Source organism: Armatimonadota bacterium, from assembly GCA_013314775.1.
GTDB lineage: Bacteria > Armatimonadota > Zipacnadia > Zipacnadales > JABUFB01 > JABUFB01.
The window spans coordinates 256,177-276,762 of record JABUFB010000002.1 but is presented as its reverse complement, the minus strand read 5'-3'; the positions used below and the strand labels follow the sequence as shown (position 1 = coordinate 276,762).

12 protein-coding genes are annotated in these 20,586 nt (G+C 63.8%); 10 read left to right on the top strand and 2 right to left on the bottom strand.

Annotated features, from left to right (window positions below):
* Positions 1-3 precede the first annotated feature (3 nt).
* The 10 genes from HPY44_02475 (at position 4) to HPY44_02430 (ending at position 15,751) form a co-directional block, all read left to right on the top strand.
* Entirely contained in the window at positions 4-924 is a 921-nt protein-coding gene (locus HPY44_02475) for a hypothetical protein (protein NSW54853.1), read from the top strand.
* A 27-nt stretch (positions 925-951) separates the two neighbouring features.
* Positions 952-1,392, top strand: coding sequence for a flagellar assembly protein FliW (gene fliW, locus HPY44_02470; protein ID NSW54852.1), 441 nt, complete (start codon positions 952-954; stop codon positions 1,390-1,392).
* Between the two features lie 51 nt (positions 1,393-1,443).
* On the top strand, positions 1,444-1,755 hold the full coding sequence (locus HPY44_02465) for a carbon storage regulator (protein NSW54851.1): 312 nt from the start codon (positions 1,444-1,446) through the stop codon (positions 1,753-1,755).
* 157 nt (positions 1,756-1,912) lie between these two features.
* Positions 1,913-3,316: a hypothetical protein gene (locus tag HPY44_02460; protein NSW54850.1), complete on the top strand. Its 1,404-nt coding sequence runs from the start codon at positions 1,913-1,915 to the stop codon at positions 3,314-3,316.
* A 97-nt stretch (positions 3,317-3,413) separates the two neighbouring features.
* Positions 3,414-5,672 (top strand): flagellar filament capping protein FliD, encoded by a 2,259-nt coding sequence (gene fliD / locus HPY44_02455; protein NSW54849.1) that lies wholly within the window; start codon positions 3,414-3,416, stop codon positions 5,670-5,672.
* A 51-nt stretch (positions 5,673-5,723) separates the two neighbouring features.
* On the top strand, positions 5,724-6,140 hold the full coding sequence (gene fliS, locus HPY44_02450) for a flagellar export chaperone FliS (protein NSW54848.1): 417 nt from the start codon (positions 5,724-5,726) through the stop codon (positions 6,138-6,140).
* A 247-nt stretch (positions 6,141-6,387) separates the two neighbouring features.
* Positions 6,388-7,731 carry a CapA family protein gene (locus HPY44_02445; protein NSW54847.1) on the top strand — a complete coding sequence of 448 codons (1,344 nt, stop codon included), beginning with the start codon at positions 6,388-6,390 and terminating at the stop codon, positions 7,729-7,731.
* An 85-nt stretch (positions 7,732-7,816) separates the two neighbouring features.
* Positions 7,817-8,983, top strand: a complete 1,167-nt coding sequence (locus HPY44_02440) for an SGNH/GDSL hydrolase family protein (GenBank protein NSW54846.1) — start codon at positions 7,817-7,819, stop codon at positions 8,981-8,983.
* Positions 8,984-9,023: 40 nt separating this feature from the next.
* Positions 9,024-13,514, top strand: coding sequence for a beta-galactosidase (locus tag HPY44_02435; GenBank protein ID NSW54845.1), 4,491 nt, complete (start codon positions 9,024-9,026; stop codon positions 13,512-13,514).
* Entirely contained in the window at positions 13,511-15,751 is a 2,241-nt protein-coding gene (locus HPY44_02430; GenBank protein NSW54844.1) for a DUF4091 domain-containing protein, read from the top strand. Before HPY44_02435 ends, HPY44_02430 begins: the two co-directional genes overlap by 4 nt.
* A 252-nt stretch (positions 15,752-16,003) precedes the next feature.
* Here the strand turns inward: HPY44_02430 and HPY44_02425 are convergent, their stop codons facing one another.
* Together HPY44_02425 and HPY44_02420 are read right to left on the bottom strand one after the other, a co-directional pair.
* A complete protein-coding gene (locus HPY44_02425) occupies positions 16,004-16,870 on the bottom strand; it encodes an NAD(P)-dependent oxidoreductase (protein ID NSW54843.1) in 867 nt (288 codons plus the stop codon).
* Between the two features lie 118 nt (positions 16,871-16,988).
* Positions 16,989-20,561 (bottom strand): DNA polymerase III subunit alpha, encoded by a 3,573-nt coding sequence (locus tag HPY44_02420; protein ID NSW54842.1) that lies wholly within the window; start codon positions 20,559-20,561, stop codon positions 16,989-16,991.
* Positions 20,562-20,586 lie beyond the last annotated feature (25 nt).

Genomic DNA, 20,586 nt, shown 5'->3' with positions numbered 1-20,586 from the left:
AACATGCGCATTGGGACTCGGGCATTCTACGACAGCGTCGCGCGGGTTCTCGACCAGGGGCAGAAGGATCTGGGGAGCATGACCGTGGCCATGAGCAGCGGTAAGCGCGTCTCCGTGCCGTCCGACGACCCGGCATCCTCCCTGCTTATCAGTCGGGCCCGCACCGAACTCGCCCTGTGTGATTCGAGGCGACGTTCCACCATTTACGGGCAGCAACTCGCGGGCACTACCGAGCAAGGTCTCCAGAAGATCAGCGGCGACCTGGAGGACGCCATCGACGCGGCACGGCGCGCGATCGGTTCCGGGATTACCGATCAGGCGCGGGCGGCATCGGTGGCCGAGGTCCGCTCAGCCATCGAAGCCCTGGTCGCCGCGGGGAACACGAAGTCCGGTGACCGCTTCGTCTTCGGAGGCTTCAAGGACCGCGCCCAGCCCTTCGAGCTGTCGGGCGGCACTGTTACATACTCCGGCGACCGAGGGCAGCTCGCGGTCAATACCGGATATGGAACGCCATGTCCCGTGACCTTCGCAGGCAGCGACGTTTTCAACTTCGACCTCGGCACAGGCAGGTCAGTCCCAGCGGTGGATGCGGACGTGTTCGAGGTCCTGGACCGGCTTGCAACGGCCCTGGATGCGGGCGACAGCCAGACCGCCGCCGAACTCGTGGACGATCTTCAGCTCCTGCGCGACCACGTGGTCAACCTGCGCGGCAGCATCGGGTCATCCGTGCTTCGTCTCGAAGCCGGCCTGGACGCCCTGGAGCGGTCTGAGTTGCGTTGCGAAACACTGCTCGAAGAGCACGAGACGCTGGACATCGCCGACGCTCTCACGCGCTACAGCGCCGCCGAGACCTCATACCAGGCCCTGTTGAGCACCATCACCAGCATTATGCAGCTGCCGAGCCTGTTCGACCGCTTGCAGTAGGCCGCACGGAAGGCGGGGATCGACCCAATGACATGCGACACTGTACGGTTTGGCCCTGTGCAATACGCGCCGGATGACGTCATCCATTTCCCTGAAGGCATCCTGCCTTTCGCCGCGGCCCACCGGTTCCTGCTCATTTCACGCGCGGACGAGGCCCCATTCTCCTGGCTGCAGAGCCTGGATGACCCGGGCCTCGCGCTGGTGGCCGCGCCTATTGAGAAGCTGTTCCCCAACGAGGCGTCGCGGGTAAGCCAACTCATCGCAGACCGGGCGCGCAGTTCCATTCCGGGACCTTTCGTGGTCCTGGTGCTGGTAACTCTCGATGCGGATCCCGAGAGGATCACCGCCAATCTCCTCGCACCCATCGTGCTCGACCCGTACACCATGAAGGCGGAGCAGGTGATCCTCGATGCCCCCCTGGCGACGGCCAGGCAACCCATCACTTGCAGGAGCGAAACAGCGCTGTGAAATCCGCGCCGGCCCACGGAGGGGCCGCAAAATCACCATGGAGGGTGGACCATGCTGGTACTCACAAGAAACGTGGAACAGGACATCCAGATCGGCCGCGACATCCGGATACGCATCCTCTCCGTCAATGGCCGCCAGGTTCAGATCGGCATTGATGCTCCGCGCGAGATCACGATCTATCGAGGGGAGCTTCTCGACGCTGTGCGGGAGCAGAACGCGGCAGCGGCCAGCGCGGCCAGCGCAGATAGTTCCCTGCGCAACGCGGCCGTTCGGGTACGTGGCACGACTTTGCGGACTCTTTACACGGCCGGCGACACGGTCCCGTCAAGCAAGATGCCGCCGGACCCGATAGCAAGTGAGTAGAAGTCGCGGCGCCCGGAGGTGAGTTCGCGGCCGCGACAGACAGGCGAGCCCTAATCCGACGCGGGGGCGCGCAAGGAAAAAGCGACGGCAAGGAAGCCGTCCTTCGCAGGAGCGGCCGGCACAGGCCGAGCCGCCAATTCAAGGAGGACCTTGCAGAATGTCTCTGACGCGCATCAACCAGAACACGATGGCGATGAACGCCCAGCGCAACCTGGACATCAACACTCAGCGGGTTGCGCAGTCCATGGAGCGACTCAGTTCCGGTCTGCGCATCAACCGCGCATCCGACGACCCCGCGGGCCTGGTGCTGTCCGAGTCGTTGCGGGCGGACGTGTCCGGTCTGGACGTAGTCCAGCAGAATGTGACCGAGGGCGTGAATCTCATCAAGACCGCGGAAGCCGCCCTTTCCGAGGTCAACTACCTGCTCCGCCAGATGAAAGACCTTGCCCTGGACGCCGCGTCGGACAGCAACAACACCGCCGACACCCGCTCCGCTTTGCAGTCTCAGGTGGAGTCGGCCATCACCACCATCAACGCTATCGCCGCCAATACCAAGTACGGTGGCATTACCCTTCTCGACGGCAGCGCGGGCACCAGCGCCAACTTGCTCGATACCACGAACATTGCTTCGATGCAACTCACCAGAAGCGCCGGCGCCGGATACGCCGATGTGCAGGTGACCCAGGTGGCGAATAAGGCTCAGGCCGACCTCAGTGAGACCGAGGACTACTCTGCAGCCACTGACACCCTCGTCACCAGCGGCACCATCACCATCAACGGCGTCACCATCGGCACATACGCATCCGGCGTAGACACGGTGCAGGACGTCATCGACGACATCAACGCAGCATCATCGCGGACGGGTGTCACCGCCCGATTCGACACCGATCACATCGAGCTCAACCAGACCAGCTACGGCTCCGACAAAGGCATCGTCTACGTCGAGACTGCCGCAATCTTCAACGACGGCGGCACCGCCGTGGACTGGGGGCAGGACGCCGTCGCCACGGTGACCTGGGGCGACGGAACCACCAGCACCATGAACGCCGGCAAGGGGCTGTCCCTCACAGACAGCGCCGGCAACGTCATCAACCTGACCGAGGCCGGCAACAGCGTCACGACCCACAACGACGTCGGCTACGTGACCCAGGGACAGGTCTCCTTCCAGATCGGCCTCACCGCCAGCGAGACCGCCACCATGTCTATCGGCAGCGTCGCCGCCTCCGCACTGGGAACCACCGGCTCCGTCGCCGCGGTGGACATCTCCACCGTCGCCGGCGCCCAGTCCGCCCTGACCGTCATCGAGGAGGCCATCGATCAGGTCTCGGTCATGCGAGCTGAACTCGGCGCATTCCAGACCTACCAACTGGAGTCCCAGGGCCGGTCACTCGCCGTTGCCCGCGAGAATCTTGCCGCATCCGAGAGCGCAATCCGCGACACAGACTTCGGCGCCGAAATGGCCGAATTCTCCACCGCGCAGATTCTCGTGCAGTCAGCCACGTCCTTCCTCGCGCAGGCGAACAGCCTGCCCCAGAACATCCTGTCGCTGATCCGCGGCTAGACCCGCGTGTGATCGCACGTCCCGCACTGCACGGGCGGGAGCCGGCCTTCGGTTCCCGCCCGCCGACACACCATCCCGGATATCGTGAGTGATCGGCATGGCGCTGGGAACCAGTTACATTCAGGGCCTCGTCTCCGGCCTGGACACCGGCAACATTATCGAGCAACTCGCGGCGATCAAGCGCAAGCCCATCGAGCGCATGCAGACTCACCGCGGCGTTCTCGAGGACAAGCTCGCGATCTACCAGTCCATCAGCGCGTCCATGGCAGCCCTCCAGGTATCCGCACGCGACCTCGCTGACGCATCCGCTTTCATACCTCGCTCGGCGTCCGTCTCTGACGCTGCCCGGCTCGCTGCGTCAGCCCAGGACACCGCCGCTGCGGGGAGCTACGAGGTTGTCATCCATGACCTGGCCCAGGCGCACAAGATTGCTTCGGGCACGGTCGCTGGGGCGTCACAAGCCCTCGGCCACCAGGGCTCGTTTCTCATCAACGGCACTGAGATCACCCTCTCAGCTGACCACACACTCACCCACTTGTGCGACGCAATCAACCAGTCCGGTGCGGGCGTCACCGCAACCGTCCTGCAGGTGGGCGCGAACGACGCCCGCCTAATGCTCACGGCAAACGTCAGCGGGATCGAGAACCAAATCCAGCTGGTGGACACCAACGCAACCGGCATCTTGCGGCAGCTGGGTTTCCTGTCCTCGTCCACCAGTCTGAAACACACTGTCCCCGACGGCTTCCAGTCCGGCGCCTTCACCAACCCGTCCATTAGCTTCGCCGAGGAAACCGGCATCAGCACCGCACCGGCCGGGACCATCCAGGTCAACGGGACCCCTGTAACCATTGATCTCGCAACGGACAGTCTGGAAGATGTCGCCGGACGCATCAACGCCCAGGTCTCAGGAGTCACCGCGGAAGTGATCTCCGAAGCACGAGACGGCAAGACTGTCTTCCGCCTGCAAGTCACGGGGAGCGAGGGCACCCCCACGCTGGTGGATGCCAACAACGTCCTACAGTCTCTGGGCGTCTTGAGCGCGAGCTTCGGCGATGAGCGCCAGGCGGCCCTGGACGCACGGGTAACCATCGACGGCATCGAGATCACACGGCCCACAAACTCTCTGGACGACGTTATCACCGGCGTCAGCATGGAACTCATCCAGGCTGACCCCGACGAGGCCGTGACCCTCACGGTGGGCCTCAACCTGGACTCCGTCGTCACTCGGGTACAGAGCTTCGTCAATTCGTACAACCGGGTCGCGAGCATGATCTCCCAAGCCCAGAGATTCGACTCCGAGGCCGGAACCGGCGGCCTACTCTTCGGCGAAGCCAACATCCTGCGCCTCGAAGAGGGCCTCCACAACGCCATCAACTCCGCCGTCACCTTCGCCGGAGGGTCGCCGGGCCTGCTGTCCAGCGCAGGCATCACAAGCACTGCATCAGGCGGGCTGTCCTTGAACGCATCGAAGCTGCGATCGGCCCTGGAGTCGACCCCCGACGTTGTATCCAAGCTCTTCGGCCTCAGCACAAGTGCGAGCCACTCCGCGGTGAGCGTGGCCGCGACGTCCGGCAGGACCGCCGACAGCGGCTCAGCCGGTTACGCCGTGGCCATCACCCAGGCCGCAACCCGCGCCACCGCTGCTTCCGCAAGCCTCCCTTCAGGCATCTGCTTCGACGAGACACTCACCTTTGATGGCACCCGAAACATCACTCTCACGGCCGGGATGTCTCTGACCGAAGCATGCGAGCATCTCAATGTCTGGTTCGGGACCTACGGCCTGGCTTACGAGGCCACGGTTGACGGCGACCAGTTGCGCATCACCCACGAGGCCTACGGTTCGAGCCACACCATCAATATCAAGTCATCTCTGGACCGGGGGGTGGGCGGCACGGATCTTGCCGGCGAGCATGCGGGGGAATCCGCGACATATGCCGGCCTGGACGTCGCCGGAACCATCAACGGAGAGGAATGCATCGGTCGCGGCCAATACCTGCGGGCGCTGCAGAGCAATCCGACCACGTCCGGCTTGGAACTCAAGATAACCGCAAGCGCCCCGGGTAATCTCGGAACTGTTGTAATCGCCCGCGGGGCTGCCAGCCGCCTCGCCGAGTACATCGGCATGATTACCGACGCCACCGACGGGATGCTCACACGCGGTGTCCAGGGGGTGGAGGCAGACATCGCCGGAGTCGATGCGGAGATCGAGAAGATCGAGGACAGCATCGAGCGCTACACCTCCAGCATGTGGGAGAAGTTCATCACCATGGAGAGCAAGCTCAGCTCCGCCTCGATTCTCGAGCAGTACATCAGCGGACAGATCAAGGCCTTGCAGAACGCCCAGTCCAGAAAGTAGCGCCTTGTCCGGCGCCTGTCTGAACGCGGCAAAGGGAGGAAGATACCCACCGTGCTCGCCCAGAGTGTCCAGGCACAGACCGCCTATCTGCAGGTGAAAACCCAGGCGACCAGTCCCGAAGAGACGCTCGTGCTCCTGTTCGACGGGATGGTGCGCATCCTGCGCCTGGCCCGTGCCGCCATGGATGCCCGGCGATTCGAAGAGCAGTCGGCGCACATTGGCCGCGTCCAGCGCATCCTGACAGAACTGATCTGCGCCCTGCACGAACCTGCCGATCCCGCCTTGGTCGCGGCTCTCCGGGCGACCTACAACCATATGTACAACCGCCTCGTCGAAGCCAATGTGCGCGATGACCTTGCTGCCCTGGATGAGGTCACCGAGCTGGCGGAAAACCTCGGCCGGGCATGGCGCACGGCGCTGAGGAATTTACCCGGAGCTGGTCGTGAGGCCGAGGTGGCGGCCGGATAGGAGCCTGCCAAGCCCTATGAGAGCCCGGTCTATCAGTCCGCCAGTTCTCCTGCCTCTCCTGGCGACCGCAATCCTGGTCGTCACGGTGCTACGTCCGTCCGATATGGAGGCGCGACGCGCGCTGCCTCCCCTTCGCGGCCTCTCGGCGCACCTGCGCACCGGCCATCCGTGCGCTCTCAGCCCGGTCAGGTGCCTGCTCCGGGAGCTCCCGGAGTCTCCCCTGGCCCGGCGGAATCTTGCCATCGCTATGGACCGCCTGAACGGCCTGACCATAGGCCCCGGCGACACGGTCTGTCTCGCCGCCGCAATCGGACCGTGGTGCTCCGGCGAGTACGTCCTCGCTCCCGGCACCGGCCAGCCGGGCTGCATCGCCGCCTTCGGCGCGGGAGCCGAACACGTGGGAGCTCTCGCGTGCCGGGCAGCCGAAGTCGCCGGACTCGAGGTTCACCACCCCGCGACATGTTCGCCCTTTGACGTCGAGCCCATCTCTTCCGAGATCAGAGTGAGAAACCCCACCCGGTCTCCCGCTTCTTTTCGCACCCACTGGGAAGGCAGTCTGCCCTGCGTCGAGTTGCGCCAGGGCACATCCGGCACCTTCGCGCGGCACGGGTTTGCACCACTGAGACCTTCCGGCATTCTCGCGGCCGTGGGTGACATCGCTCTTGACCCGGCTGCTGCACCCTGGCTTGACGGTGGCGGATCGACGATCTCCGAGTCCGATCTCGTCCCGCTCCTCACCGGGGCGGACGTGGCGATCTGCAATCTCGAAACACCGATCACGAACTCGACTGACCGCACCCCACTCAAGTCCCGCCGCGACCTTGCCCGCAGGCGCGAGTTTCTATTCAAGGCCGACCCGGACACCGCATTGCCGGCCCTTCGCGGGCTGGGGATCGATGTAGCCTCCCTGGCCAACAATCATGTCTTCGACTACTCGGATACCGGCATCTCGGAGACACTGCGCACCCTCTCGACAGCCGGCATCGGCGCCTGCGGGCCTGCCGGCAACAGTGATGCCCCAGGTATCGCACTGCGCGAAGTCGCCGGCACTCATCTCTGCTTCCTGTCCTTCGCGACCACGGAGACCCTCCCCAGAGACGCTGCAGCGTCTCTTCCTGCAACCTGGATCATTGACACCACGGACAGCGGCCTCAAGACATCCTGTGACGTGGTTTCCTCCTGCGTCAGCAAGAGCGTCCGCCGCGGCGAGATGCCCGTGGTCAGCTTCCATTGGGGAATCGAGCGCAGCAACGTGCCCACCCGAGCCCAACGGGAACTGGCACGGGCGGCCGCGGAAGCGGGAGCCGGCATCATCATCGGCCATCACCCCCACCGCTTGCAGCCCATAGATGTCATCGGCGGCTGCGTTGTGTCTTACAGCCTGGGAAACTTCGTCTTCGCACCGCATGGTGAGGGCCAGGACGACTCGGCCGTGCTCCTGGTCCGCATTGCCCACGGCCGCCCTATCGCCGCAGGCCTCGTCCCCGTTGGCATCTCCCTGCTTGGCATGCCCAGTCTGGTTGGAGGAGATGACAGCCAGCGTCTCTCCTCGCTCCTCGTCGACCTCGGACTCGAGCCTCCCTCCTCCTGAACTGTTCGCATTCTCCCGTGGAGGCCAACTCCGGCACCACGGCGAAAGCAGGTATATCTACTGCCATCGACGGAGGTTGACTGACATGCAGAACCTGCTGGTTCTCGTGTTACTCGCGCTGAGTTGCTCCACCGTGCTTGCCCAGGAGCCCGGACAGGCTCTCCCCCAGCCCGATCCTCTCCGCCTCGTACTGCCGCCCGACCTGTACGCAGTTCAGGGGCAGGAGTTGTCCCTCTATTTCGACAATGTCATTCTCACGCCCAACTGGCGCAACTTCCTGTATGATGTCGACTGTCGCATCGGCCGGCAGGATGAAGACCGCTGGCGTGTCATCCCACAGGAGACCGAAGTCGGCGATCACCCCCTCACCCTCAAAGTCCTCGACGGCGCGAACCAGATCGTCACCCAGGGCAATACCACCGTCCACGTGGTCCCTGCCGGCGCCGGGGCGGGGAAGGAGTTCACGCTGATGTGCGTGGGCGACAGTCTGACCCATGCCTCGTATTACCCCCTGGAGCTCTTCAACCTCTTCGGCACGGAGGGCAATGCGAAGCTGCGCCTGGTGGGCACGCACTACGTCCGCGACAGTCTGCCCAAAGAGGTCGTGCACGAGGGGTACGGCGGCTGGACCTGGGCTGCGTTCTGCTCCCGCTGGACCGACGGCACTGACGTCCGCGCGAGAAGCCCTTTCATGCGCCTGGTGGACGGCACGCCGACCCTGGACTTCCAGGACTACTGTAATCGCGTGAACAACGGTGTCCCGCCGGACTTCATCACCATACTCCTGGGCTGCAATGACACTTTCAACTCCTCCGATGAAACCATCGACCAGACCATCGACACCATGTTCGGTTGGGCGGACAAGCTCCTGGCAGAGTTCCAGCGTGTGGGGCCGGACACCCAGATTGGAATCCTGCTCCTGGTGCCTCCCGCGGCCAGCCAGGACGCCTTTGGTTCAAACTACAAGTGCGGCCAAACCCGCTGGCAGTACCGCCGCAACCAGCACCGTGTCGTGGAACGCATGATGGAGCGCCTGTCCGGTCGCGAGGAACAGAACATCTGGCTGCTCCCGGCTCATGTGAACCTGGACTGCGCCCGCAACTACCCTGTGTCACGCGAGGCAGCTAATGCCCGCAACCCGCTGGAAGTTCTGCGCCAGAACAACGGCGTGCATCCTTCGGCCGAGGGCTACTACCAGATCGCCGACACCATCTATGCCTGGCTGAAATCCCGGTTGGCCGCGGCGGACTGATCACGGGACCGGTTGCAGTTGAGACAGGAAGGTGCCAACAATGCCCCGACATCTGCTGCTCGCCGCTTTGATGCTGGCATTCGGAAGCGTGGGGCTCCAGGCCCAGCAGCTGGTCTGCGGCCGAACGCCCCTGCCACCTGCAATCGACGGCTCGCATGATGATCCCTGCTGGCGAAGCGCAATGACCGCCGGCGGGTTCTCGGTCCTTGGCAGCGCCGGGACAGAACGTGCTGTGCGCCAGACAACTGCCCGCGCCGCGTGGGACGGCGATGCGCTCTACATCCTCGTCGTCTGCCAGGAGACCGACCCGTCGAGCGTCACCGCCAACGTCACCCAGCGCGACGGACAGGTCTGGCTGGAGGATTGCGTCGAATTGTTCCTCCAGCCCGACCCAACCACCGACCGGACCTTTCATTTCATCGTAAACCCCCTTGGCGTCCTGTTCGACGAGGACGAAGAGGGCGCCGGTTTCAACGCGGATGTCAGGATAGCGGTGGACCGTGCCCAACTGGGCTGGACGGTGGAGATGGCCCTGCCGTGGGATCAGTTGCGCACGACGGTCCCTCAGAATGGCTCAGAGTGGGGCTTCAACGTCGCCCGGGTTCATCGCCCGCAGGAGCCCACGGAATGGACCACCTGGGCCCCTCTGGAACTGGGCCGCAAGCAGTTCGGAGTGCCCTCGCTTTTCGGAAGGCTCCTCTTCTCAACCAATCCGCAGAGCGGTTGGGTCTCCGGGCTGCGCATGCCCGACGGCCTCATCCGCAATCCGGACTTCACAGCTGGAGAAGGTAAGCCCGAAGGCTGGAGCCTCTCCGCCGGCTCCCGGGTCTTCGAGGTCCCCGACGGCAGCGGCATGCGAGCCATCGGTAACGACGTCGACTACGGCATCGCCTCCCAGGCGCTGAACATTCCCGTAAGTGCAGGCGACATCTTTACCATCGAGGCCGTGGTGCGCGCGTCCGAGGATGCCCGGATCGGCATCGCGGCGGTCCAGGAGATGGAAGACGGCCGCCCCGACGACTTGTATCCATTCTGGAAGATCGAGGCCGCCGGCGAGTACCGCAGGTACATCGGCCGCATCGTAGTGGACAAGGGAGCCCGGCGCATCTTCTCCTTCCGTCTATACCGCGCAAACCGCGAGGGCACGGTGGAGTATGCCTACGCCCAGATGTTCCCCGGTCTGCGCGGTGTTCTCGGAATCACTGAAGCCGCCCGATGCGTTCCCCCCGATTGGCGTGCAACCGAAACCTCTCCCTGGCAGAGCCCCTGCGCCCGATTGTTCACGCCGCTGCCTGGAGAGAAAATCCGCGCATTGGTCTTCATTGGTGAGTTCCAGCGCGACGCCGCCGAGCTTGCCCAGCGCCTGGACCTGGACTATGACCTGGTCTACTGCCCCACTTTCCGCGGCTCAGGGAAAGTCGACGAGGTGGTCGCCTTCGACGCCGAGAGGATTCTCAGGCGCCTGTCGCGGGGTGAGTACTCCCTCATCATCCTGGCAGGGCGCCCGTCGGAGCAGTCCATCATCGACAGCATCATCGCATCAGTAGAAGGCGGAACCGGACTCCTTGCCATCGAACCCCTGGCCGGCGGCGGGGCTGCGAAACCGGAGGTCCTCAAGACCCTCCTCGACATCCTCCCCGCTCCCGGCAAGCCCGATCTGTCCGACGCCGCCCACATCCTGGGCGCGGTGACGCCCCAGGCCCTCTCCGCAAGCTCGCCCACGAAGCCCGCACCTTCCTGGCTCTCGTCGAAGGAGCATGGTGCTGGCCGGATCGCTCGAATCTGCTGGCCCGAGAGCGTGACCGGGCTGACGCCTTTCACACCCGGCCTTTGCCTTTACTGGGAGTACCGCTGGGCCGCGCTGTGCAAGGCCGTCCTCTGGGCTGCGAAGCGCGAGCCCCCCTGTCGGATCGAGAGCGTCGCCTGCGACGACCATCTGCGCCTTCGAATGCAGGGCCGGATGGCCGCGCAGCTAAGCGTCATCTGGAGCAGTCCCTTCCAGACTGTCGCTTCCGACACCCGCTCCATCGGCCCAGACGAGACTGCAGTGGCTGTCCCGCTGCCGGATTCCGTGCGCAATGCTCCCGGCCCGGTGATCGCCCTTGTGATGATACGCGATGGCGATGGGAATGCTCTGGACGTGGCCGCTTGCCTCGTCCCGACACACGAACCCCTGGCGCGTCTGTCCAACCTGGTTGCGCCAACCGAAGCAGCGCCGGGCGAGGAATTCCCCGTCTCAGTGGATTGCGAGTTCACCGGCCCCGGCACCGTCTGCATCACAGCGCGCATCACCGATGCCTGGGGCCGGATCGTTGCCGCGGATGAGAGAACAATCGAGGAACCCACCTCCTGTGAGTTCAGCCTGCAGATCGCCGAACCTCTCTCGGTCTACCACCGCATCAGCGTTGAAGCAACATTGCCCCGCGACCCCAGCACTATCGTGGGACGCCTCGACCGTGACCTTTTCCTGCCCGCCGTCGCCGAAACTCACTTGGACGATTTCGCCCTCGCCGCTGGATACGCGGCCATGCCGGTGCGCTGTCCGTCGCACCTTGAGGACGCCATGGTCGCCTTCCTGCGTGCCAACGGTATCCGCTCGTGCACCGTGAACGAGTACATGATTCGCCGCGGCATGAGCGCGTTTGGTGGGGTCAGCGGCGCGGGAATGCGTAACAGGGGAACCGGCAACCGGCGCGCGCCGTGTTTCAGCGACCCGGCGGAAGTCGAGGCCATGGCAAGGCGCGTCTCCGAGCGGATTGCCGCACGCCGTTCCTGGGGCTTCTACGGCTACAACATGGACGACGAGACCCATCTGCACCAGGACGGGTCTGTCGAGCTCTGCACCTGCGATTTCTGTCGCACCGGGTTCGCCGCCTGGGCCCGCGAGCAGTTCGGCACCATCGCTGCCGCCAACGCCGAGTGGGGCACCGACTATGCGTCTTTCGAAGACATTCAGGTCCCACTGCTGGCTGGCATGCAAGGCGCCGATAACCCCGCGCGCTGGGTGGATTTCCGTCTCTACCAGGAGCGCACCTGGGCCAACGCCTACGCTCACACCCACGATGCCGTGCGCGCCCGGATTCCCGACGCCCGCATGAGTTTCACCAATCCGTACCGCTACAACTCCCTTTCCGGCACCGACTTCGCCCTTTGGACACCCCACGAGGAGCTCCTGCTGCGCTACTTCCACCGTCACGTCGCGGACCGCAATCGCTCCTGGACCGATGCGCCCATGGTCTCATGGTTCGGCTATCACTCCAACGCCGCCGAATGTGGTCATTTCGTATGGTGGTTCGCCCTCAACGGCGGACTCATCCCCATCTGGTGGGACCCGGTGGAACCGTGGGCTTACAGTGGCAAGGAAGGTTTCACGCCCTGGTACATGCTGGATCCGCTTTGGCGACCCACGGGCCGGAGCCAGGCTGTGAGCGCCGCTGCCCAACATCTGCAGACCGGTCTGGGCAAAGCTCTTCGCATTGCGAAACGTCCTGAACCCGAGGCCGTCATCATTCACTCGCAGCCATCCATGCACGTCTCGTACGCGGTGCCTGCGCTCAAGCTTGGGCGTCCCACCGATGACGGCTACAACGCGTACCGCGCTTCCGACGACGCCATGGCCGCCGCCCTCAAGCGCCACGGCTTCGCATATGAATACGCTCTCCCCGAACAGCTCGATGCGGCCCGACTCGCAGGCGTTCAGCTCGTCGCCCTGCCTTCCTGCGTCGCACTGCCCGATGCTGCATGCGACGCACTCCGGGCCTTCGTCAACTCCGGCGGGAAACTGATCGCAGACGTGATGCCCGCCACCTTCGACGAGCACGGCAAGCCCCGGGCCGTGTCTCCCATCGCCGATCTGTTCGACGGTGCGCGCGCCGTCCTCCTGCAGGCCGGCGACAGCGATGCAACCACGCGCCTGACTCGGTGCATCGCAGGCCTGAACTGTGCTCCTGCCGTTACCTGGCAGACGTCCACCGGGGAGCTTCCCCGGCAGACCGAGCTTTACCGATTCGCACTGGGGCGCAATCAACTCATCGGGCTCGTCCGGTTACCGGAGAAAGGGGCGGCCGGCGAGGGCCCTGTCACCGTCCACCTGCCCGAGCCCGGCTACGTCTACGACTGCCGGACCGCCGCATACCTTGGACACCTGGAGCGGATCACTCTCGACATTGCCGCGGGCGATGCCGTCTTCCTGGCCGTACTGTCATACCAGCCGTCTGGCCTGGACGTGCAGGCGGAAGTTGCCTCGGGCCGGTTCGTCGTCCGCGCCTCCATCGTCGGTGCCCCTGAAGCAGCTAACCACGTCTTCCGCATCTCTGTCACCCCGCCCGGCGCCGGCGCGCCGGTGGAATGGTACTCGCGCAACGTCGCTGCTCCCGACGGCAAAGCCTCTCTAGAGCTCCCGCTCGCCCGGAACGATCCGGCCGGGGAATGGGTTATCGAGGTTCGTGATGTCCTGACCGGCATCACGAAGACACTGCGCGTCGCGGTTACACACGACGTCCTCAAAGCCAGATCAGGAGACCAGCCATGAAAGCCCTCGCCTGCCTGATTTTCGTGTCACTCACGTTCGTCTGCGCCATCGCCCAGGAGCCCGAGAACCTGCTGAAGAACCCTGGTTTCGAGGAGCTTGCCCCCACCGGCCTGCCTCTCTACTGGACCGGCGGCGAGTTCGGCAAGCCCGGCGAGAATCTTATCGTGGACTCTGCTATTGCCCACTACGGGAGCAACAGCATCCGCCTGGGCATCCGGCCCCAATCTTTCGTCACATGTCAGGCTGCGGCGATTCCAGTGAAGCCTTCCACCACCTACTACGTCGCCTGGTGGTGCAGGACCGAGGGCCTCGACCGCGCCCGAGCCTATCTGTGGCTCCAGAGCAACAAGGCGCAGCGCGTTCTGGCCGACCCCAACCAGTACGGCACCCAGGACTGGACTCTCCACCTTGCCCAGTACACTACCACTGAGGACGAAACTACGCTTGCGCCCGTGGCAACTACCCAAGACACCGACAATGGTCCATGCCACGCCTGGTTCGACGACATCGCCGTTTACGAGGGCAAATTCCCCACGGACCTGCAGGAACGATACGAGGCCATCCAGCGCAGGCGCCTCGGGGTCTGCGAGATGTCCGTCGTCCTGTCTCGCACCCCCGAACTGACCCTCTGGGCGGACAACCTCGCGGCGCGCATTTACCCGAAAGACGGCCTCCCGTCGTGGGCGAAACCCGCGCAGGCCATCAGCCTCTCCGCCGCCCGAAACGAGCAGGTCTACTTCCAGGCGAGCATCCTCCCCACGAAGGAGCTGCAGTCGGTCACGGTGGTCCCAGGCGATCTTTCAGGGCCCTCGACCATCCCCGCTGCCCGCATCGACTGGTGGCCCATAGGCATGGCCAATATCAAGTCCGCCCGGCAGCCGCAGACCCGTCTGGGGCCCACTCCCGACCCACTCCTCGATCCCGCGCCCGTCACGGCCCCGGCTGACACAAACACCGCCTTCTGCATCGGTGTGCGTGTCCCTGACGATGCCCCGGCGGGCGAGTACGCCGGCGACGTCAGCATCCAATCTGCCGACACCCAGATCGCCCGAGTGCCTCTACGCCTCAGGGTCTACGACTTCGCGCTCCCCTCAGATCCGTCATTCCGGACCCTCATCACCTTCAGCGCGTCATCCTTCCGGCCGTGGGACAAGCGCCCCATCACCGAAATCGAGCGTGACATCTGCGAGGTTCTCCACGCCCACGGCGTTCGCGGCTGGGGCTCGACGGTCGAGGTCCCTGCGAAGCTGGAAGAGGGCAAGGTCGTCTGTGACTTCGAAGCCTTCGACGCCCGCATCCAGTGGGCAATCGACGAGCTGGGTTTCAATGCATTCTTCCTCGGCCCAATGTTTGGCGGCGGCACAAGCGAAGGGTGGGAGAAGCACCGCAAGTGGCTTGGGATGGACCCGCTGGAGGGGGACTTCAACCGGCTCTTCGCCGACTACATGCGACAAGTCGGTGCACACCTGCGTGAAAAGGGCTGGCTGGACATGGCCTATCTTTACCTTTGGGACGAACCGGAACACGACTACTTCGACAAAGTGGTTGCACTGCACAAGGTGGCGCTCGAGGGTGACCCGGGCCTCAAGATCTGGGAGACCACAAGCCCGGCATTCCAGGAGTTCTGGGGCACCGTGAAGGCCTGGTCCGTGCCCTTCGGCCGCCCGTACTTCGAGGTCAAGTCCGTGGAGGAACGCAGGAAACAGGGCGAAGAGATCTGGGTGTACAACATTCCGGCGTCATTGGAAGGGCCTCCGCTCCTGCACCGTGTCTGGTTCTGGGGCGCCGCACACTTCGATGCCGTCGGAGCACAACTGTGGCAGACCACTTTCTACCACGGCATCGACCCGTGGGAGACCATCACTCCCGAACCGTACAAGACGGGACGCGGCGGCACCAGCCTGTACCATTACGAAGCCGGCCAGGCGATCCTCCTGTACCCCAACCCCTCACTGCGCGAGGACCCACCGGTGCCGGGCAAGCCTATCCCCTGCCTGCGTCTGAAGCTCCTGCAGAAGGGCATTGACGACTTCGAATACCTGCACATTCTGCGCGGTCTGTATGAGAAACAGGCCCGGAACCAGGGTGCCGACAACCCGCATTCCCTGGCCCTCGAGAGAATACGCGCTTTCAGTTCGCAGCTCGTGCTCGATGTGGCATCGTATGAGACAGACGCCGCGAAACTCGACGCCGCCCGCAATGCAGTGGCAGAGGAGATCGAGAGACTGTCCCGCTGATTGCCCTTACCGTCCCCCTTTGCATTCCGCAGCGGCCACATCAGCAAAGGGCTCCGGAACGGAGCGCCGGACCTATCCGGCCCGGCCGTCGCCTGTCGCCTCTAAGCCCCGCAGGGGCGTCAGCCTCTTGCCGCCAGCGTGAGTGGTGGTCCGCGCCTACCGCCTTCGCCCTTCCCCCTCGTCGGGAGCGAAGCGCCTGCCTGCGGTCGCGGCGAGGGACAAGTGGGTAGGGGGGAGAGGCAGGCCTCTCCCCTATTCATCATCCCACCCCAGCAATCGGACCAATCCCTGGGTCCCATTGTCTCCGTACTCGTCGACAGCATCCGAGAACAGTTTCTCCGTCAGCGCCGTCCCTTCCGGCGCCATGCCAAGCTCTCGCATGGTCTCCAGCGCAATCCGCAGGTCCTTGGCCTGCAACCGGATCGTGAACCCGGGTGCCCAGTCCCCCGCGATTATCTTCGGCCCGAGATTGGTGAGCATCCAGCTTGCCGCCGCGCCACTGGATACCACATCAAATGCGGTCTGGAGATCGAGACCAGCCCGTTTCGCCAGAAGCAAGCCTTCGCTCACCGCGAGGATATTCAGGGCGCAGATCACCTGGTTCACCGCCTTGACCCGTTGACCGTTTCCAGTGGGCCCGCAGTGAACGATGTTTCTGCCCATCGCTTGGAAGTACGGCTTCACTGTCTCAAACACCGCCTCATCGCCGCCGCACATGATGGTCAGCGTGCCGTCGACCGCGCCTTTCTCGCCGCCGGACACTGGGGCGTCCAGCATCGCCACCTCACTGTCAGCCAGCCGTGTGGCGAAATCCACAGTGGCGGCAGGCGAGATCGTGCTCATATCCACCACGATCTGCCCGCAGCGCAGGTCGTTTGCCAGGCCATCAGGGCCAAACAGCACCGCGCCAACATCGGGCGTATCACTCACGCAAATGAAAATGATATCCACGGTCCGCGCAAGCTCTCCCAGGTCCGCCGCAACTGTGGCCCCTGCATCCCTCAGGGGCTCACATCTGACAGCAGTGCGGTTCCAGACGGTTACATCGAATCCGGCCTTGAGCAGGTTGCGGGCCATCGGGGCTCCCATGATTCCCATCCCGATGAATCCAAGTTTCATGTCAAACACCCTCCGAAATCGGCGTGCTCAGCGGCATCTTATCGCGGGTGTCATTCGCCGCCGCACACTCCCGCGCCTTCCAATCGCTCGGGCATCCTGAGGCAGCACCAAGGGGGGACTACCCTCTTCTGTCTCCTACTCGCGGGTTGGGCGACGGTTCCCACCGGTCCATCAGCTTGTTTTCCAGCCGGAAGAATTGCTCGCTACGCGGGCGGTTCGGCCGCTCGAAATCCCGCCAGCTTCCCAGTCCGATCACATTCCGCGCCGTCACCGAAATGTCCAGCAGGCCCAGCCGCGTCAGTGTCCCCTCCACGCACAGCACGGGGCTCGAATACAACGCCGCGCCGCAGCGCTGGTAGCAGTCTTCGAACACCGCCACATCCACCAGTCCAAACTCATCCTCCAGGCTGATAAAAATCGCGGTCTTGCCACTGCGTGTGGGCGGTCTCGCTCGGGCGATCACGATCCCCGCTACTCGCACACGATCTCCGTGCTTATACTCGTAGAGCTTCACACTCGGGGTCACGCCGAGAGCATCCATACGCTCCCGCCAGAAACTGAAGGGATTGCGCGTGGTACTCACCCAGGCGATGTTCAGGTCCAGCGCCACCCGTCCCACTTCACTGATCTTGTCCAACTCAGGCAGCGACGCGAGTATTGTTTCCGGAGTCTCGAACTCGAGCTGCAGCGGGACCGCCACCCCATCTTCTTCCGATTCATCCTGCGCATCATCCGTAATCGCGCCGTCCATCACCTCAGCCTGGGCCTGTTTCCCCTGCCGTTTCGGCGGCGCGATGTGCGCCGGGAGGCTCGCCAGCAGCCAGAGTAATTCCTGCTCCGAATATCCGGTGAACTCGAAGGCGCGCACCAGAATCAGGTTCTCCAGTACAGGCCGCGGCACTCGGGTTCGCTCGCAGAAATCCCGCAACGACTTGAAAGGCCCATCCCGGCGCCGCGCCTCAAGAATCGACTGCATCGCCGCCGCGCTCATCCCTCGCAACAATCGCAGCCCCACACGGATATTGCCGTCCTCCACGGTGAAAATATCTTCGCTGCGGTTTACGCAAGGCGGCAGAATCTTGCACCCCAACCGCGTCGCTTCGGCGGCCACAGTGCGCGGCGCATAGAATCCCATCGGTTGGGCCGAAAGAATCCCCGCCAGAAATTCCGCCGGGTAATGCGTCTTGAGCCATGCCGTCTGGTACGAGATTTTCGCGAAACACGCAGCGTGGGCCTTACAGAATCCGTAAGCCGCAAATCCCGACACGATGCGGAACACTTCCTCTGCCACCTGCCGCGTTACCCCGCGTTCCACAGCGCTGCGGATGAAACTCTCCCCCAGTTCCAGCATCTCATCCATAGACCGGTCCGAGGTCATCAGCCGCCGCAGCTTGTCCGCCTCACCCAGACTGAATCCCGCGATCGCCGCCGCGATCTCCAGCACTTGTTCCTGGTAAATCAGCACCCCGTAAGTGCGCTTCATAATCGGTTCCAGCGCGGGATGCAGATACTTCACCGGCTCCAGCCCGTGCTTGCGCCGCAGGTACGGGCTGATCATATCCGACTGCACAGGCCCGGGGCGGAACAGCGAAATGTTGGCGATCACATCTTCGAATTCTCGCGGCTGCGCGCGCCCCAGAAGGTTCCTCTGCCCGGGGCTCTCCAGCTGGAACAGCCCCACCGTTCGGGTGGACCTCAGCAGTTCGAACGTCGCCTCATCATCAAGCGGGATCCTGTCCAGATCAATCCTGTTCCCGGTGCGTCTCTCGATCAGGTCCAGGCAGTCGCTGATCGCCGTGTGAGTGCGCAGGCCGAGAATGTCCATCTTCACCAGCCCCAGCGCCTCCACGTCATCCTTGTCGAATTCGCAGATCACGATCCCTTTATTCGCCGGCGCCAGCGAAACCACGTCTGTCAGTGGCTGCGCGCCGATGAGCAGTCCTCCCACGTGCACGCTCAGATGTCTGGGGAACCCGCTGATTTGTCGGCACAGCTCCAACAGGAGCGTCTTGTCGCTCAGGTCGATATCCGAGTCTCGCACCTCCGGCAGTGTCTCCGCAGCCGCCTCGATGTCCGTGGCCCGGATGTGCGGCAGCGCCTCGGCGATGCGTCCCAGTTCTTGGTCATTCATCCCCAGCGCCTTGCCCACTTCGCGCACTGCCGACCGCGCCCGAAAAGTATTGACCGTGCACACCGCCGCTACGTAGTCGTTGCCGTAACGCCGGTACACATACGCCGTCACCTCATCCCGCCGCCGCGAATCGAAATCCACGTCAATATCCGGCATCTGTCGCCGGCAGGGATTGAGAAACCGTTCGAACAAGAGCTCATGCTCTAGCGGATCCACTGCGGTGATATGCAACAAATAACTCACAATAGAATCGCCTGCCGAACCCCGGCCGGTGGTTATAATTCCCCGCCGCCGCGCGAACCGGCAAATATCCCACACCACCAGAAAATAGTCGCAGAAGCCCAGGTCGGTGATGATCTTCAACTCGTGCTCGATGCGGTCGCGCACCCGGTTATCGATCTGCCCGTATAACTCCTTCGCCCGGTGGTAACACAGCCGCCGCAAATACTCCCGGGAATCTTCGCCCCTTTTCGGCGCTGGCCAGTGCGGGCTGCCTTTGCCGTTAGGCAGGAACTTCCCCCGGCGGCGCGGCTTGCCGTCTTCATACTCGTCAGCCTCCGGCCCCTCTCCATCCACATGCCCTAAACTCTCCAGATCGAACTTCGGAAAGTGGAAATGCTCCAGATCCAGTTCCCACGAGCAGCGCCGCGCAATCTCCGCCGTATTTTCCAGCGCCTCCGGCAGATCAGCGAACAGGTACGCCATCTCCTCCGGAGATTTCAGGTCATATTCCGCATTGATCTTCCGATCCGGATGGTATTCGTGCACCGTCTGGATCGCCTTCATGCACACGAGAATGTCCTGTGCCCGGGCCATGCGCCGGTCCACGTAATGCACATTATTGGTGGCCACCACCGGGATATCCAGGCGTCCCGCGAAATTGGCCAACCCATATCGCAATCCCGAACGTGGCGGCGGCAACAGGTGATTGTGCAGTTCAACGAAGAAGTTCTCCTCGCCAAACAAACTCCGGTAGTATGCCGCAACTTCCTGCGCCTGCCGCCATTCACCCGCTTCCACCAGCCTCGGGACCTCCCCCTTCTCGCACCCCGACAGGCACACCAGATGCCCTGCATATTCCTCCAGGTGCTCCCGCGACAGCACCGGATTGCGCCGCTCCAGGTGTGCGAATTCCGCGGAGAACGGCCCGGAATGTCTTGCCTTGCCCAGCCGCGCGCAGGTCACCAGACGGCACAGGTTGGAGTAACCCTCATTGTCCAGCGCCAGCAGAAGCAGGTGCGTGTACCGCGAATAATCCGTGGTGGTATCGGCCCGGGCTGAGGGGAAATACGCTGAATCACCGGGCCCCGAACGCGGCAAAGGCGGCAGCGGAGACTGGCTCACCGGCTCCACCGTGAACTCCACACCCACCAGCGGCCGCACGCCCGCATTCCGCGCCGCCTGGAAAAAACGCACCGCTCCCGCCAGGCTGTTGTGATCCGTGACCGCAAGTGCGTCCATTCCCATCTGCGCCGCTCGTTCGCACAGTTCAACCGGCGGCGCGGCGCCGTCCAGCAGTGAGAAATTCGAATGAACGTGAAGGTGAACGAAGTCGGTCATGCGGTTTCGCCCCGGTGAAACCGTG

Coding starts and splice junctions, on each gene's coding strand:
- HPY44_02475 (NSW54853.1), top strand. CDS start 4: ATGCGCATTGGGACTCGGGCATTCTACGACAGCGTCGCGCGGGTTCTC.
- fliW (NSW54852.1), top strand. CDS start 952: ATGACATGCGACACTGTACGGTTTGGCCCTGTGCAATACGCGCCGGAT.
- HPY44_02465 (NSW54851.1), top strand. CDS start 1,444: ATGCTGGTACTCACAAGAAACGTGGAACAGGACATCCAGATCGGCCGC.
- HPY44_02460 (NSW54850.1), top strand. CDS start 1,913: ATGTCTCTGACGCGCATCAACCAGAACACGATGGCGATGAACGCCCAG.
- fliD (NSW54849.1), top strand. CDS start 3,414: ATGGCGCTGGGAACCAGTTACATTCAGGGCCTCGTCTCCGGCCTGGAC.
- HPY44_02445 (NSW54847.1), top strand. CDS start 6,388: ATGGACCGCCTGAACGGCCTGACCATAGGCCCCGGCGACACGGTCTGT.
- HPY44_02440 (NSW54846.1), top strand. CDS start 7,817: ATGCAGAACCTGCTGGTTCTCGTGTTACTCGCGCTGAGTTGCTCCACC.
- HPY44_02435 (NSW54845.1), top strand. CDS start 9,024: ATGCCCCGACATCTGCTGCTCGCCGCTTTGATGCTGGCATTCGGAAGC.
- HPY44_02430 (NSW54844.1), top strand. CDS start 13,511: ATGAAAGCCCTCGCCTGCCTGATTTTCGTGTCACTCACGTTCGTCTGC.
- HPY44_02425 (NSW54843.1), bottom strand. CDS start 16,870: ATGAAACTTGGATTCATCGGGATGGGAATCATGGGAGCCCCGATGGCC.
- HPY44_02420 (NSW54842.1), bottom strand. CDS start 20,561: ATGACCGACTTCGTTCACCTTCACGTTCATTCGAATTTCTCACTGCTG.